A 17,736-nucleotide genomic window follows, 5' to 3' on the forward strand; every position below is an offset into this window, starting at 1 on the left:
GTCATTAGATTCTAGGTAAATCATTTCCGTCCTTCAAAGGCAATTGAGAAGATCCCATTAAAAAAGCATCAATATGATGTGCAGCTTGTCGGCCTTCAGAAATAGCCCACACAATAAGTGATTGACCGCGCCTTGCATCTCCCGCGGCGAATATTCCAGGCGCACTCGTTTTATAATTTGCAATGGTTGCTTTTATGTTACTACGCCCATCTGTATCTAACACAAATTGATCTACTAAGGTTTTTTCTGGCCCTGTAAAGCCCAATGCGAGTAGCACTAAGTCACATTTCCACTTTTTCTCCGTATTCGGAATTTCTTTTAATTGTGGACGTTCTCCCTTTTTGAAATTCCATTCTACCTCAACAGTGACCAATCCTTTTAAATTACCTTCTTTATCACCTAAAAACTCTTTGGTAGAAATGCTCCAAAACCGTTCTACGCCCTCTTTGTGAGACGAGGTGGTTTTCAACTTCATAGGCCAATACGGCCACGGCTGATTTGCAGGTCTGCCAAGTGTTGGTTTGTCTAAAATTTCAAAATTAGTTACCGATGCTGCCCCGTGACGATTGGAAGTACCAATACAATCGGATCCTGTATCACCGCCACCAATGACTATAACATGTTTATCTTTTGCTGAAATAATAGCTTCAAAAGGAGTTTGTTTATCTACGTATTCGTTATTCAACTTCAGGAAATCCATTGCTTGATGCACTCCTTTTAAATGCGACCCTTTTATAGGAATGCTTCTTCTTTCGGTAGCACCATTACACAACAAAACAGCATCAAATTCAGCTTTTATTGTTTCTACACTTAATGAAACACCGACATTGGTGTTTGTTTTAAATGTAATTCCTTCTTCTTCTAAAATTTCGATTCTACGATCTATAATTGACTTTTCGAGTTTAAAATCTGGAATTCCGTAGCGCAATAATCCGCCAACTTTTGCATCTCTTTCAAAAACAGTTACGCTATGCCCTGCTCTATTTAATTGTTGTGCCGCTGCCAATCCTGAAGGTCCAGAGCCAATGATTGCAACCTTTTTATTGGTGCGCTGCGTAGGTGAATGCGCTACAATCCAACCTTCCTCGAAGGCGATTTCCACAATGTTTTTTTCTATGTTCTCGATGGTTACAGGATCTTCATTAATTCCTAACACGCAGGCTTCTTCGCAAGGTGCAGGACACAATCGCCCCGTAAATTCTGGAAAGTTATTCGTAGCATGTAAAATTTTAGCAGCCTCTTTCCATTTTCCTTTATATACATTGTCGTTGAAATCTGGAATTAAATTTCCTAAAGGACAACCACTAGTACAAAAAGGAACCCCGCAATCCATACAGCGTGCTCCTTGTTCTTTCAATCCCTTTTTCTCTAAAGGAATGGTAAACTCCTTATAGTTTTTGAGTCTTTCGCTTGCAGGATCGTACGCTTCAGTGATTCTGTCAAACTCCATAAAACCTGTTATCTTTCCCATTGTATTATAGTTTTATAAGTTTTTCTTGTTCTAATCTAATCAAGGCTTGTTTGTATTCTTCAGGAAGCACTTTCACAAAAAACGAAAGTTCTTTTTCCCATCCTTCTAAAATTCGCTGTGCTTTCGGACTCTGTGTGGCGTTGTAATGATTCTCGATGAGTTGTTTTAGTGTATTGATATCGTCCGTTTCAGAAACAATTTCTAAATTCAAACCAGCCACATTACAGTGCTTTTTAAAGGTGTTATTTACATCGTATACATATGCAATTCCGCCGCTCATTCCTGCGCCAAAATTTCGTCCTACTTCTCCTAAAATAACAGCAATACCACCCGTCATATATTCGCAACCATGATCTCCTATTCCTTCCACAACTGCTTGTGCGCCGGAATTCCGAACACAGAACCGTTCGCCTGCTTTTCCGTTGATGTACACTTCGCCAGCTGTAGCACCATACATGGCTACATTTCCAATAATCACGTTGTCTTCAGGAATAATCGTTGCTGTTTCTGGCACTCTAACAATGAGTTTGGCTCCTGAAAGTCCTTTCCCGATATAATCATTGGTGTTTCCGGTTACTACCAGCGTTAACCCTTTGGTTGCAAAGGCTCCAAAACTTTGGCCTGCAGAACCTTCAAAATTTATTTTCAATGTGTTTTCGGGCAAGCCTTGTGCGCCGTAGATTTTAGAAATTTCATTACTTAAAATAGCACCAATTGCACGGTCTTTATTGGTGATTTTAAAATCTAAACTGGTTTTTTCTTTTCTGAACAAAGCAGGATGTGCTTTCCGAATAATTTCAAAATCTAACGACTTCTCCAAATTGTGATTTTGAGTTGTTGTGTTGTATAGTTTTGTTTCTTCGGAAACTTTTACCTTATGAAGAATGGGCGATAAATCGATACCATGTGCCTTGTAATAATCGATGGCTTCATTTCGGTTAATTTTCTCAACCTTACCAACCATTTCATCTACTGTTTTGAAACCTAACTGCGCCATTATTTCGCGTAATTCTTGTGCCACGAAATACATGAAATTTACCACATGCTCTGGCTTTCCTTTAAACTTCTTCCGCAGTTCTGGATTTTGGGTTGCAATTCCGACAGGACAGGTATTTAAATGACACACGCGCATCATCACACATCCTGAAGCCACCAACGGAGCCGTTGCAAATCCAAATTCTTCGGCTCCTAACAAACACGCAATGGCCACATCGCGCCCCGTTTTTAATTGTCCGTCGCATTCAACCACGATACGGTTTCGTAAATTATTCATCACCAAGGTTTGTTGTGCTTCCGCAAGTCCCAACTCCCAAGGCAATCCTGCGTGTTTTAAAGACGTTAATGGTGACGCTCCTGTACCGCCATCAAAACCAGATATAAGAACTACATCTGCTTTGGCTTTAGCCACTCCAGCCGCTACGGTACCAACGCCGACTTCAGAAACAAGTTTTACATTAATACGAGCGGTTCGGTTTGCCGATTTTAAATCGTAAATTAATTGTGATAAATCTTCTATCGAATAAATATCGTGATGCGGCGGCGGTGATATGAGTCCAACATAGGGTGTTGAATTTCTTGTTTTGGCAATTTCAGGATTTACCTTCTCTCCTGGTAATTGCCCTCCTTCTCCCGGTTTGGCTCCTTGTGCCATTTTAATTTGTATTTCTGAAGCACTTGTCAAATAATTTGAGGTGACTCCAAAACGCCCAGAAGCAACTTGTTTAATTGCACTGTTTTTCCAATCTCCGTTCGCATCTTTATAAAAACGAGTTTCATTTTCTCCTCCTTCACCCGAATTACTTTTCCCTCCAATACGGTTCATTGCAACTGCCAAATTTTCGTGCGCTTCCTTACTAATAGAACCATACGACATGGCGCCCGTTTTAAAACGCTTTACAATATTGGTCCAAGGCTCTACCTCTTCAATAGGAATGGGATCGTAGTTGGTAAACTCGAACATTCCACGAATGGTCATTAATTGCTTAGACTGATTGTTTATGAGTTCTGAATACTCCTTATACGTTGCAGCAGTATTGGTTCTGACTGATTCTTGCAATTTTGCTATGGATAAAGGGTTGAACATGTGGTGTTCTTGATTCCGTCTCCATCGATATTCGCCTCCAATTTCTAAGTCTAACTCACCTTCAATGTCGCGACTTTCATAGACCTTTTTATAGCGTTTGCTAATTTCTTTTTCTATATGATGCAATCCAATTCCTTGAATACGTGTCGCTGTCTTCGGAAAATATTGATTCACAACTTCCGTATTAATTCCAATACACTCAAACAATTGAGAACCTCGGTATGAGTTGAGCGTAGAAATTCCAATTTTATTCATCACTTTCAGAATTCCTTTTCCAATGGCTTTGTTGTAATTCTGAATCGCTTCCAAAGAAGTTATAGCACTACTATTGAAATCTTCTACCTGATCTTCAATAATCTCGTTGACCATATATGGATTAATAGCACTTGCTCCGTACCCAAATAACAAGGCAAAATGATGCACTTCTCGCGGCTCGGCAGATTCAATAATAAGACTTACTTTGGAACGTTTCCCGAGTCGTTGAAGTCCGCTATTTACATACGAGCAAGCCAACAAGGCAGGAATTGGCGCCTGTGTTTCGGTTGAATTTCTATCGGAAAGAATTAAGATATTTACACCTGTTCCGGCGGCTTTTGAAGCTTCTTTTAAAATAGACTCTAACGCTTCTTCCAATCCGTTGTACCCTTTTTCAATGGTGTATAGTATCGAAATAGATGCTACTTTGAAGCCGTCATTATGCAAGCTTTTTATTTTATCTAAATCCTGTTTTGAAATCACCGGATTCTGAATTTTCAACTTTTTACAATGCGTTTCATTTATTTCAAAGATATTAGCATCGCTTCCTAATGTTAGACTAATATCTGTAATAATCTCTTCACGAATTCCGTCCAACGGAGGATTGGTTACTTGTGCAAAAAGCTGTTTGAAATAATTGTACAATAACTGTGGCCGTTGCGACAACACGGCAATTGGTGTATCACTTCCCATAGACCCAATGGGTTCTTTACTGTATTGCGCCATCGGTAATATAATGGTGTCAATATCCTCTTGTGTGTATCCAAAGATGACCTTTCGTTTTTCTAAAGAGGTTTCATTATAAAAAACAGGACAATCGTTATAAGGAATGTTTTTAAGTTGTAATAAATTGTGGTCTAACCAGTTTCGATACGGATATTTTGACGCGATTCTTTCTTTTATTTCTTCATCATTTACAATTCTCCCTTCATTCATATTCACCAAAAACATTTTACCAGGTTCTAATCGACCGTGATATTCCACATTCTTAGGATCAATCTCAATTACGCCAATTTCCGAAGACATTATAACGTAGCCATCTTTTGTAACCGAATACCGCGAAGGACGTAAACCATTCCTGTCTAAAACGGCACCGATATACTTTCCGTCGGTAAAAGGAATAGAGGCTGGACCATCCCAAGGCTCCATGACACACGAATTGAATTCGTAAAATGCTTTTTTGGTATCGGACATTTCAGGGTTTTTCTCCCAAGCCTCTGGTACTAACATCATCATTACTTCAGGAATAGAACGACCTGTCATTAATAACAGTTCGACCACCATATCCATAGAAGCCGAATCTGACTTTCCAGGTAGTACGATTGGTAAAATGGCTTTGATTTCTTTTCCAAATAGGTCACTTTCCAATAATTCCTGACGCGAATACATTCTAGAAATGTTTCCACGAAGCGTGTTAATTTCTCCATTGTGACACATATAACGGAAAGGTTGCGCCAAATCCCACGTCGGGAATGTATTGGTAGAAAACCGTTGATGCACCAATGCCAATCTCGTAACGAATAAAGGGTCGGACAACTCTTTATAAAATAATTTTATGTCTTCAGGAATCAATAAGCCCTTATAAATAATAATTTTTGTGGAAAGACTCGGCAAATAGAAAAACGCGCTTTCAGAGATTTTAGATGCGATAATCTCGTGTTCTGTTTTTTTCCGTGCGATGAAAAGCTTCAAATGAAACTGAAACTCACTTTGGTCTTTAGTTTCTTTACCTACAAATATCTGTTTAATGTAAGGTTGCGTTACGGCAGCAATTTCACCTAGCACAGTTTCATCAACAGGAACATCACGCCACCCAAGTACTTTTAAGCCTTGTTCTTGAAGGTGTTTTTCAAAAACAGTGATACAAAACGATCGTTGATTGCTCTTTTTAGGTAAAAAAACATTGCTTACTGCATATTCGTTTTCCTTCGGAAGTTTAAAATCACAATTCTTTACAAAAAATTCGTGCGGAATGTCAATTAAAATCCCTGCACCATCACCCGTTTTTCCATCCGAACTAACGGCACCTCGATGCTCTAAATTTTCTAAAATTTGAAGCGCTTTATGAATGATATCATTTGACCGAATTCCCTTCAAACTACATATAAATCCTGCGCCACAATTATCGTGTTCAAATTCTGGTAAATAAAGTCCTTGTTTCTGCATCATAACATCCTAATTTTAATTGCTATTTTACTCTAATATAACAACTTAAATAGCACACTTCATAATGCAAGAATCATTATTATGAATATCAAAATTTGACTGCTTCTAAAAAATGAAATCAACAATTTGAGGCCCTCAATTTTATCAATCATGCAATGAAAAATTACATGAAACTCAGCATTTATATCATTTTTTTCTCAACTCTTCTTCAATTTCACCTAAAAATTCACATCAAAAACACCAAAATTTGAATTAATTTTCAAAATTTAAATTGAAAATATATAAAAAATCAACTTAAAATAAGCACACCCCTTAAAAAAACACACTATAAATTAATAATACTATAAATTTCAAACATTACCCCTATTTTTTATAGGGGTAATGTTTCATTTTTTATATTTTTATCAAAAAATTTGAAAAATTTATTTAAGTATTATTCATTTTAAACACCAACTTAAAAACAGTCTTTTTTTGCCCAAAAATCACAATTCAAAGTAGCTTTTTTCACCTACTAAAAGAAGCTAGTTATTTCAATCATTTTTCAATTTAAATACACTAAAAAAAAACAACAATTAGCAACCTATAATTCATGAAAAAAATTGAAGCAATTATTCGGAAATCAAAATACAGCGCAGTTAAAGATGCACTGCACGATGTAGGCATCAATTTCTTCTCTTATTGGGACGTCACCGGACTAGGAAACGAGAAAGAAGGACACGTATATAGAGGTATTTCTTATAGTACGAGCGACATTCAGCGCAGATATCTTTCTATTGTAGTAAATGACAAGTTTGAAGAAGATGCAATTAACGCAATTTTAAAAGCGGCGGCTACCGGTGAAGTTGGTGATGGAAAAATATTTGTTTCAGAAATAAAAGACTGCTACCGAATACGAACAGGAGAAAAAGGCGCAAATACCTTAGAATAAATCATCAGTAACAACTCACTATGGAATTATTTACAATAAATAATGTATGGATGATGATCTGTACAGCACTTGTTTTCTTTATGCATCTTGGCTTTTCACTTTTAGAAATTGGATTGACAAGACAAAAAAACACCATCAACATCCTCTTTAAAAACACATTTATCATCACCGTTGGTCTTTTGCTATATGCAATTGTAGGCTTTAACCTTATGTATCCTGGAGATTTTAATGGATTTTTAGGGTTTGCTGGTCTCGGACTAGAAGCACCCTTAAATGCAGCTGGAACGTTAGATCTTACGTATAACGAAGGCTATACGTATTGGACCGACTTTTTATTTCAAGGCATGTTTGCAGCTACCGCAGCCACAATTGTTTCTGGTGCCGTAGCAGAACGCATTAAAATTGTTCCTTTTATGTATTTCGTGATATTTTATGTAGGAATTGTATATCCAATCGCTGGTTCTTGGAAATGGGGCGGCGGATTTCTACAACAATTAGAAACCCCTTTTTACGATTTTGCAGGTTCAACATTGGTACACTCTGTAGGAGGATGGGCTGCTTTGGTAGCGGTTTATTTACTTGGCTCCCGCATTGGAAAGTATAAAGACGGAAAACCACAGGCCATTCCCGGACACAACATTCCATTAGCAATGACCGGAGTATTAATCCTTTGGCTAGGATGGTTTGGATTTAATGGAGGCTCTGTATTATCTGCAAATCCTGAAGCTACTTCCTTAACCTTAGTAACGACTTGCTTAGCAGCTGCTGCAGGAGGAGTTGTAGCCTTCATGGTATCGACAATTTTACACAAAAACCTAGATTTAACGATGTTTTTAAATGGTATTCTTGGCGGACTGGTAGGTATTACCGCTGGCGCAGACCAGATGAGTCCAATGGATGCCATACTTATTGGTGGAGTTGCAGGAGCCATTATCGTTTTTGCCGTTTCTTTTATCGATAAGTTAAAATTAGATGATCCTGTAGGTGCTATTGCGGTTCATTTAGTCTGTGGAATTTGGGGAACACTTGCCGTGGGTCTCTTCGGAAACTTAGCAGGTTTCGCACAACTTGTAAGCCAGTTAATTGGTATTGGCGTCTATGCGGTATTTTGCACAAGCACTTCATTTATTATTTTATTTGCACTGAAAAAAACCATGGGAATTAGAGTCTCAGAAATTGAAGAATTTGAAGGCCTTGATGCACATGAACACGGTATGGATGCCTACCCAGACTTTAGACTGAATGAGCATTGATTAATTGTTTAAAATTGGTTATTTAGAAAAACCGCTACAAATAATTTGTAGCGGTTTTTTGTTTTCTAATATACCACACCTCTGTTATGCTGAATTTCTACTCGCATTGATATTTCCAAATAGAGATCGGGTGACAATTTTCTCGTAAATTTTGATTTGCTCCTCGTCTCGCACAGGTGCTTTTTCTAATTCTTGAATCTTCTTTAATGCAAATTGCTGAATGGTAAGCAACGGCAGCACAATAGACTCGCGAACATCGATTGAAGCTTTCCCTGCTTGTTCATTTTCCATCAATACAGAATATCCTGTAAGCTTCAGTAATAATCGTTTTGTGGTTTTGTATTCAGTATAAATAATGTTCCAAAAACTTCCAAATTCAGCATCTTCAGCCATATATTTTGTAAGATCGAAAAACGATTTAGACAATGACATCATACTGTTTTCAATCAACGTTTTAAAGAAACTAGATTCAGAATACAGTGACACTACTTTATCAAACTGTCCTTTATCTTCAAAATGTTTTAATGCCGTTCCTACGCCAAAAAATCCTGGCACGTTCTGTTTCAACTGACTCCAAGACCCCACAAAAGGAATGGCTCTCAAGTCACTAAAAACCAACGTATCCGATTTTCCTCTTTTGGAAGGTCGGCTTCCAATATTTGTTTTCGCATAGTATTTTAATGTACTCATTCGTTCCAAATACGGCAAAAACATAGGATGACTTTTAAAAGCTGCATACGTTTCATAACTAATCGTCGCTAACGAATCCATCACTTCAAGCGATGCTTTCGACATGCTTAAATTGGTTTCGTTCAAGCGATTCGCAATTCCCGAACTTATTAATTGTTCTAGATTATACTGAGACGAATCTAAAGTCCCAAAATTGGAACTAATGGTTTGCCCCTGAATGGTTAGTTGCACTTCTTTGTCTTCTATGGTAGGTCCTAACGATGCATAAAACTGGTGTGTTTTTCCACCACCTCTCGCTGGAGGTCCTCCACGACCATCAAAAAAGATCACCGTTACGTCGTATTTTCTTGAAACTTCGGTCAGCTTCTCTTTGGCTTTAAAAATTGCCCAATTGGCCATTAAATAACCTCCATCTTTGGTTCCATCACTAAAACCAAGCATGATGGTTTGTTTGTTTCCTCGTTGTTTTAAATGTGCGCTATAGGTTGGATTTGTATACAACTCTTCCATCACCAAATGCGCGTTTTCCAAATCGGTAATCGTTTCAAATAACGGCCCAATATCGACGGTCATTTTTTCCTGAAAGGCAATCAACTTTAGCATTGCAAACAATTGCATCACGTTTAATGCCGTTTGATTGTTGCTAATAATATAGCGGTTTGCAGCACGCTCTCCATTACTTTCTTGAATGGTTTTTATCGCCTTGATAGTTTCCAGCGTTTTTAAAACTTCTTCATCTTGAAACAAGGAAATATCTACAGCTCCTTCAACTTTCGATAAAATTGCTATTTGTTCTTTTTCTGAAAGTGAATTATAATTCTTCGGAAAGATCTCGCTACCATTTTCAATCAATCCTTCAACCATGGTCGAAAATACACTGTCATGCGCGCGGCTGTCTTGACGAATGTCTAACATCGCAAAATGAAACCCAAACAAATGAATTTTATTCAGCAAACTATTTAATTCGTTCACATACAGCGATTGGTGCTCTGCGATTACAATTTCTTTAATAGATTTTAATTCTGAAACAAAAGTGTCAAAACTTGCGTAGCTAATGGCTGAAGGATCTAAAACAGCATCGTATAATTGTTTTTCAATACCAGAGATACGGTCTTCAACTCCGGTAAACGTTAGTTTTCGTTTTAACGAACGGATGTCTTTGTAATAATTTTTTAAAATGGTTTCTTTCAGTCTTCTCGCAACTTTCAGTGTAGTTTCTGAAGTTACAAATGGATTTCCATCACGATCTCCTCCTGGCCAAAACCCAATATTAATAATGTCGTTTGCGATTGGTTTTCCGTCAAAAATGTTTTGTTGAATGTAGTCGTAAACGCTTCCGAAGGACTTATAAAAAACATTTTCCAAATACCAGATCAAACTCACTGCTTCATCGTAAGGGGTTGGTTTTTTATGTTTGAAAAAAGGCGTTTTCCCTAACTGTGCTAGCAAATCATTAATTTCTAACAAGTTGTTTTTCTTGATAGCCTTCGATAAATCGGTAATGATTCCCAATACAGAGCCGGGGTAAAACTGTGTGGGATGCGCCGTTAGTACAATTCGCACTTTAAACTCTTCCAAATACTGTTTTAGCTGTTCTTTCTTATTGGTAGAAGTTGCCGATTCTTTCAAACTTCGAAGTGTTCCAATACCGTCCATATTATTGACAATAGGAAAGGCGGCATCTTCTATTGCATCGAACAAAACAACTTGCCGTTCGATGTATTGAATAAAACGAAATAACAAACTTATCTGACTCTCGGAAGATCGTCTGGCTTGATACTTATGAAAAAAATCGGTTACAATCTTAGTAGGATTGTCGCCGTTTTCGAACCCTTTTTGGCAGGTTTCGTGGAAAAGAGGCAATAAAACGCCAGTTTTAGTAATACTATCAAACGGTAATGTCATAAAAATACTATTGTAAATTTGGTATTTTGACAATACGTTTTGATTAAATCGGGTAAGTTTAGGTTGTGTAGACATCTGCTTTTTAGTTACCCTTAAAAATACTAAAGACTGCTTACAAACAGCCATTCTAGATGCTTTTTTATGAAAAATTTCACGAAAACGTTTGAGGGAAAAACGAAACCGATTTAAACGAAAACATGAAACATGCAAATTAACATATCCTTATATTTTATAGTTATAATATTATCTGTATTTTTGTAGCCTTAAAAATGAGGAAAGATTTGACTGATTGCAACCTCAAAAAAAAATGCTAAAGGCAGTGTAAACTTCCTTCGACGTTTTCGTCAAATCGACCTATAATATTATAATTAAAAACCATTTTATGGCGTATTTATTTACTTCGGAAAGTGTTTCTGAAGGACATCCAGACAAAGTTGCTGACCAAATTAGTGACGCATTATTAGATAACTTTTTAGCTTTCGACCCAGAGTCTAAAGTAGCTTGTGAAACCTTAGTAACGACAGGACAGGTAATTTTAGCTGGAGAGGTAAAAAGTAACACTTACCTAGATGTACAAACTATTGCAAGAGATGTAGTAAACAAAATTGGATACACAAAAGGAGCGTATCAATTTAGCGGAGATTCTTGTGGTGTTATTTCGTTAATTCACGAACAATCTCAAGACATTAACCAAGGGGTTGATCGTTCTACTAAAGAAGAGCAAGGTGCTGGTGACCAAGGAATGATGTTTGGATATGCAACCAAAGAAACTGCGAACTACATGCCGTTAGCACTAGACATTTCGCATAAAATACTAATAGAACTTGCAAAATTACGTAGAGAAGGAACTGAAATTTCGTACTTACGTCCAGATTCAAAAAGTCAAGTAACCATAGAATATAGTGACGATAACGTTCCACAAAAAATTGTAGCGATTGTGGTTTCAACACAGCACGACGATTTTGACGAAGACGCACCAATGCTTCAAAAAATTAAAGATGATATTATTTCAATCTTAATTCCGAGAGTAAAGGCACAGCTTCCGAAGTACGTTCAAGAATTATTTAACGACGACATTACCTATCACATCAACCCAACAGGAAAGTTTGTTATTGGGGGACCTCACGGAGATACAGGTCTTACAGGACGTAAGATTATTGTAGATACCTATGGTGGTAAAGGAGCTCACGGTGGTGGTGCTTTTAGCGGTAAAGATCCAAGTAAAGTAGATAGAAGTGCCGCATATGCATCACGTCACATCGCAAAAAACTTGGTTGCTGCAGGTCTTGCTGATGAAGTGTTAGTACAAGTATCGTATGCAATTGGAGTGGTAGAACCAACTTCAATCTTAGTAAATACCTACGGTACCTCTCATGTAAACAAAACAGACGGAGAAATTGCAACTTTGGTCGCTAGCATCTTTGATATGCGCCCATCTGCGATTGAGTCTCGTTTAAAATTACGTAATCCAATCTATTCAGAAACTGCCGCTTACGGTCACATGGGAAGAAACCCAGAAACAGTAACGAAAGTTTTTGAAAGCCCTTACAATGGTAGAATTGAAAAAGAAGTGGAACTTTTCACTTGGGAAAAACTAGATTACGTTGACAACGTGAAAAAAGCTTTTGACCTATAGTTAGATCAAAAACAACATAGAAAAACCCTCTTCAGCATATGCTTTAGAGGGTTTTTTATTTGTCTCACTAAGTACGATTTTGGCTACTAGTTTTCGACTGCGCTCGAACCGACATTTATATAATATTGTAATTCTTGGCCTTTTGCACAGCTTCAATTTTAGAGTGTACTTGTAGTTTTTTATAAATATTTTCAATGTGTTTTCGGACGGTACTGGGCGATAAAAATAAATTTTCAGCAATGGCCGTGTAGCTCAACCCTTTGCTTAGTTGCTCCAACACCTCAACTTCGCGTTTTGACAACGATATTTCTTCTTGATCTCTCGGATTTTGAATGTCAATCGGATTCCGAAGTAATTTTAATGTTTTTAATGCGATGGAAGGATTCATCGCTGCACCTCCATTTAGCGTATCTACAATACCATTATACAAATCTTTTGGATTGATCTCTTTCAACAAATATCCATCGGCACCCGCTTTAATCGCATTAAAAATATGCTCGTCATTATCGAAAGCAGTGAGCATGATAATTTTTAGTTGTGGGTATTTCTGCTTTACAATCTGAGTGGTTTCAATACCGTTCAATACTGGCATTTCAATATCCATCAAAATCAAATCGAGGTTGTGATTTTCCTCCAATTTGGTTAACAATTCACTTCCGTTGTGAGACGTATGCTTCACCACGACATCTTCAAAAAAAGAGAGCTTCTCTTTAATCGCATGGATTAAAAAGGAATTATCATCTACAATGGCAATTTTTAAAGGCATCTATTCTTTTTTTTGAATCGCAAACAATGTATCGCTTCGTTCTCTTTCCGAAGTAAAAAACATCATTACAATTTAATTTTCGGCTGCACCAAAAGCGCTTCTTCTAGGTTATAAGTTAAAAAATTATACACATTTAAATGCGTTTGTCGTGTACTAAGTTGCTTTTTGTGCATTTCGAACGCTAATTGCAACTGTCCCAATTGGTCATTGTGTTGCATTCTCAAATTCTTGTTACGATACAAAAACACAATCATCACTCCTATACCAAGCAATGTAAAAAACACGACTATTACGATTTGTGAAACACTCATTTAGATCAATACTATAATTAAAATTAAGAATTCATCCTTCCATTTAACATACGGCAATTGTCGTATTTATGTGATTAGCGGAAAAGTAACCGAAACGGAAGTACCTTTATCAAGCGTAGACAAAACAACAGCCTTACCTCCAAGATCCTTTGCTCGTTTTTTAATGTTGGAAATTCCATTCCCCATCGCTGTCTTTTCTAACAAAAATCCGACACCATTGTCTGTTATAGTGACGGTAATTTGTTTTTGTGCTGCGGAAACTGACACGTTTATTTCTGAAGCTTTTGCATACTTAAAAGCATTGTTTACGGCTTCTTGAATAATGCGATACATGTTCATTCCTTGTACTGAAGTAAACGTAGTCTCCTTTGAAACAGTAGCAGCCACCGAAAAACGAAACTGAACCTCTTGCTTTACCGCGCCTGCTTTTTCTATAAAGTTAGAAATACGTCCTTGCAAATCTTCAAGCGTAATATCTTGCTTGTTCATTGCCCAAATAGTATCGCGTAGCTCGTAAATAGTTTGTGATGCAAAGGTGCTAATTGTACTTAATTTTTTAGAAATCTTTGAATTCTCCCCTTCCAACCCAAAGGTTAAATTATCGATAGACGAAATAATAAAGGTAAGTTGCGACCCAATATTATCGTGCAAATCTCTCGAAATTCGAAGTCGTTGTTCTTGCAATCTGTTTTGCGTTTCGATGCGTGCTAAAGCTGTTTTTAATTCGTTTTCTTTCCGCAACTGTTCATTTTTAAGTCGTTGCTGCTTATAAAATAGGTATCCTAACAATCCTAAAACCAACGCCAAACCTAGGCTTCCGAAGAGCAGCGTGTTTTTTTGTTCTATTTGCAATTCTCTTTCCGCGAGGTTTGCTCTACTTTCGGCCAAATCTCTTTCTTTTTCTGAAACTTTAAAACGAGTTTCTAGCGCCGCGACATTTTCAGCATTTTCAGAAGAAAAAAGACTGTCCTTTAAGCGAAGTGTTTTTGTAAGATAGTGATCGCCTACTTCAATGTTATGTACCGAATATTGCGTTTGTGCTGAAGCCGCATAAAAATCGACCGCCGACGCTTTTAAATCTGAAAACTCCTCCAAAAACGACTCGCCCTCCTTGATGTATTGCAAGGCTTTTTTATAATTCCCAATCGTATTAAATGCATGAATACAATTGGCATACGTACTAATATTCGCCCTTCTATCAATGTTTGATGTGTTTCTGCCCTCCAAAATTTCTTCGAGTAAAGCAATTGCTTTGCCAGGCGTATCCTGAAGCATGTAAATATTCGACAAACTCGTTAACAAATTATAGTACACGCCTTGCTCGTTCACCTCTTTCGCCATTTCGATGCCTTCCAAAAGTGCCTCTTCCGCTTCTTTATATTGTCCTTTTTCGGTTAAATTGATGGCGATATTATTGAACGATATTGGGATTTCATACCGAATGTCAAATTTTTTACGAATTTCAAGGGCTTTGAAATGGTACTCCAAAGCCTTATCTACCATTTCCATTTCTTGGTAAATAAGCCCTATATTATTGTAGTATGTGCCATTTGACTGTAGGTTATTTTGCTCTCGATTGAGCGCCAAGGCTTGAAAAAAGAAATCGAGTGCTTCTTGATTGTCTCCTTTATTCCAATGATACATCCCAAGGTTGTTGGTGATCTTTGAAGTCAGTTTCTTGTACTTTTGGGACCGACTTATAGCCAACGCTTTTTCAAAATAGATTTTAGCAGAATCTGACTTTCCAGTGACGTCCATTAAGATGCCGTAATTATTTGTGAGTTCTGCTTCGGAAAGTGATAAGTGTAAATTTTTCGCTTCGGAAATACTTGATTTCAATAACCGTTTTGCCTTTTCAGGATCGTTGAAGATATAATGAAATGTAACTTCTCGCACCATTCGAAGTCGTGTTGAATCATTTACATGTTTTGAAGCTTCTTGAAGGCTATCAATATGCTTGGTTGCAGACTGACTGAAGGCTATTCCGTAGAAAAGAAACAATACAACAAAGAATACGTGCTTCATAAAGGATTATTTTGATTCTAAAGTAAGAAAAAATAAAAGAGGTTGAATAAAAAGTAAAGTATGTTGTTAAACTGAAGGCATTTATAACCTATTAATTAGCCTGAAGTTAACCCTCTCGACAGCGTTCGAACCTACAAAAATTACTTTTTAAACAACCTCTTACAAGTTGCTCCCCACAACTTTAAAATAAATCTGGTTAGTTATTTATTTGGTCAAATCGTATGCGAATATTGAGTTTGAATCTGCTTTGTAGTATAAAATTCCGCCGCGATCATCCACTTGGTATTCTGGTTTTTTATCTTTTAAAACAATCTCTTTTTCTTTAGCTCCCGTGTCTTTGTTTAGCTTCACCAAACCAACACCTTCTTCTAATTTTGTCAATACAAACTGTGCATTTTCGGTGGCTGCTGTCGCTTTAAAACGTTTCAACATTTCTCCGATAGATTTCCCTGTTGCCATCGCCATATCGGCAGCTAGTCTAGCATCCCGTTCGCCACGAGCGGTATAGTTCCCTAATTTGTTTCTATTTTGATTTGCCGAATTTTGAGCGGCTGCTGCAGTGGTTGCTGCGGCTACTGCTGTAACTCCCGCCAAAATTGCACCCATCGCACTTTTTCCTGGCGCTCTGTAATACTCATGCCATTGCTGCTCTCCTTTCCAATCTAGGGTCATCATGTTTTGATCGCTCGTACGTAAAATTCCGCCCTCACGAATCTCAATGCTGCTCGGAGCTTCCTTCCCTTCAAATTTAGAGTCTGCCAACGTGCTTACTTCTCCCGACGTGGCATCGACCGCAAACAAAGTTTCATCGGCACTAATTAAATACCTATCATTTCCTGCATCGTAGGTAGAGCTAATAGCACCCGCACGTTTGTATTTTAAGGGCTTTTTCCAAACTTGGTCACCCGTTTGTAGGTTTACGATATTCGCATCTTCCGAAGTGATATAAATCAAACCCTGTGGTGTTTCAGACATGGTTAAAATATTCTCGCCTGTTTTTAATGGTTTTTTAAAGAGGGTGTTTCCGTCGTAGGATATTTTATTAATTCCTCCTTGATAGATTCCGAAGAGAATTCCATCTTCCATGATATAAAAATGTTGCACATACCCTTTTGTTTTCGGTGCTTTCTCCCAAAGATCTTCACCCGTAGCAGCGCTTAAAAACCCTATTTTAGATTCATTCTTCGCTGCAAATACACTCGTATTCCCACCATTATCTACATTGCTTACAATTGCCAATCCCTGTGGTAAGATTTCAAAATTAGCGACCTTTCCTTTTACCTTGGCGTTGTCTGCCCAAAGCTCCTCTCCATTAGGACCTAATTTATATACTTTGGTGTTTTTTCCGCTTTCAGACTCTTCAAAAGCATAAATATCTTTTTCGTTAGAATCGGAAACAAGCCAAGTAATTCCTTTAATTTTCGTTTCCCACAGCGTTTCTCCCGTCAATGCTTTCTTCGCAACAAGTCCTTGTGTAGTTGGCACTATAAGGCTATTTTTCAACAATAATGGACGTCCTGTTACGGCATACACTTTTGCAATTCCTACCCGAGTAGGGTCATTTAAGTTAAATATGTAGTCTTGCTGCCCTGTGTTTAAATCGTAGACGGCTACTGCATTCGCATAATTGTCTTCTGCGCGACGTTGTCCACTTACTACCAATTTGTTTTGAGGCATCATCACATCGCAGGTTGTAACAACTTTCCAACCGTTGTCTTCGGTACTAAATAATTTTTGTCCCGACATATAATCGATCACCGCTTTTTTGGTAGAAAGACTTGCAAATCCTGTCTGACCAATAATAACGTACGGCGCGTTTGGCACAAACGTAAGCTCTTCTGGTTTTACGCGTCCGTAGTCTGTAAAGTTAAAAAGCAGGGAATTACTACCAGGCTTTATCCCCACTAGGCCATCGTTGCTTGCCACAACCATAGTGCCCCCCTGCGTTAGTGTCATTTCATTAATTTTCGCGCCAACATCATATCTATAATCTGGCGCTTCGGCGCGTTGTGCAGTACTTACAGAAGAAGTAATGAATAGCAATCCGAAACATAAAAAGGTTGTTATTGAAGTTCTCATAATCGTGTTCATTTGGTTTTACACCTCAAAGATGCTGCAATGCCCAATCGATTTCAATAGGGCAATTGGCGTATAATTTTGATTCATCTAAAGGTATAGCGCATAAAAAACTGGAAGCATTATAAAAATAACACTCCCAGTTCCACGTAAAAACCTCAACACAGAGAT

10 protein-coding genes are annotated in these 17,736 nt (G+C 37.7%); 3 read left to right on the forward strand and 7 right to left on the reverse strand.

Features of this window, described 5'->3' with window-relative positions; all coding sequences use genetic code 11:
* Positions 1-4 precede the first annotated feature (4 nt).
* Together BLQ00_RS01100 and gltB are read right to left on the reverse strand one after the other, a co-directional pair.
* Complete coding sequence (locus tag BLQ00_RS01100) at positions 5-1,471, reverse strand: glutamate synthase subunit beta (RefSeq protein WP_093139526.1); 1,467 nt, start codon at positions 1,469-1,471, stop codon at positions 5-7.
* 4 nt (positions 1,472-1,475) lie between these two features.
* Complete coding sequence (gene gltB, locus BLQ00_RS01105; RefSeq protein ID WP_229792587.1) at positions 1,476-5,978, reverse strand: glutamate synthase large subunit; 4,503 nt, start codon at positions 5,976-5,978, stop codon at positions 1,476-1,478.
* A gap of 586 nt (positions 5,979-6,564) precedes the next feature.
* Here gltB and BLQ00_RS01110 point away from each other — a divergent pair.
* Positions 6,565-6,903 (forward strand): P-II family nitrogen regulator, encoded by a 339-nt coding sequence (locus tag BLQ00_RS01110; protein WP_093139527.1) that lies wholly within the window; start codon positions 6,565-6,567, stop codon positions 6,901-6,903.
* A 20-nt stretch (positions 6,904-6,923) separates the two neighbouring features.
* Entirely contained in the window at positions 6,924-8,156 is a 1,233-nt protein-coding gene (locus tag BLQ00_RS01115) for an ammonium transporter (RefSeq protein WP_093139529.1), read from the forward strand.
* 84 nt (positions 8,157-8,240) lie between these two features.
* Here the strand turns inward: BLQ00_RS01115 and BLQ00_RS01120 are convergent, their stop codons facing one another.
* Positions 8,241-10,826 (reverse strand): phosphoenolpyruvate carboxylase, encoded by a 2,586-nt coding sequence (locus BLQ00_RS01120; RefSeq protein WP_093139530.1) that lies wholly within the window; start codon positions 10,824-10,826, stop codon positions 8,241-8,243.
* Between the two features lie 307 nt (positions 10,827-11,133).
* On the opposite strand from BLQ00_RS01120, the gene metK reads away from it, so the two are divergent.
* Complete coding sequence (metK, locus tag BLQ00_RS01125; protein WP_093139532.1) at positions 11,134-12,387, forward strand: methionine adenosyltransferase; 1,254 nt, start codon at positions 11,134-11,136, stop codon at positions 12,385-12,387.
* Positions 12,388-12,502: 115 nt separating this feature from the next.
* Here metK and BLQ00_RS01130 read toward each other — a convergent pair whose 3' ends face one another.
* The 4 genes from BLQ00_RS01130 to BLQ00_RS01145 form a co-directional block, all read right to left on the reverse strand.
* Entirely contained in the window at positions 12,503-13,153 is a 651-nt protein-coding gene (locus BLQ00_RS01130) for a response regulator (protein ID WP_093139533.1), read from the reverse strand.
* A 65-nt stretch (positions 13,154-13,218) separates the two neighbouring features.
* Positions 13,219-13,464 carry a hypothetical protein gene (locus BLQ00_RS17505; protein ID WP_175445393.1) on the reverse strand — a complete coding sequence of 82 codons (246 nt, stop codon included), beginning with the start codon at positions 13,462-13,464 and terminating at the stop codon, positions 13,219-13,221.
* A gap of 66 nt (positions 13,465-13,530) precedes the next feature.
* Positions 13,531-15,489 (reverse strand): tetratricopeptide repeat-containing sensor histidine kinase, encoded by a 1,959-nt coding sequence (locus BLQ00_RS01140; RefSeq protein WP_093139536.1) that lies wholly within the window; start codon positions 15,487-15,489, stop codon positions 13,531-13,533.
* A gap of 204 nt (positions 15,490-15,693) precedes the next feature.
* The gene (locus BLQ00_RS01145) at positions 15,694-17,568 is read right to left on the reverse strand and encodes an outer membrane protein assembly factor BamB family protein (protein ID WP_093139538.1); all 1,875 of its coding nucleotides are present in this window, start codon (positions 17,566-17,568) and stop codon (positions 15,694-15,696) included.
* Positions 17,569-17,736: the final 168 nt, after the last annotated feature.

Origin of the sequence: Ulvibacter litoralis (genome assembly GCF_900102055.1) — a bacterium.
GTDB classification, from domain to species: Bacteria; Bacteroidota; Bacteroidia; order Flavobacteriales; family Flavobacteriaceae; genus Ulvibacter; species Ulvibacter litoralis.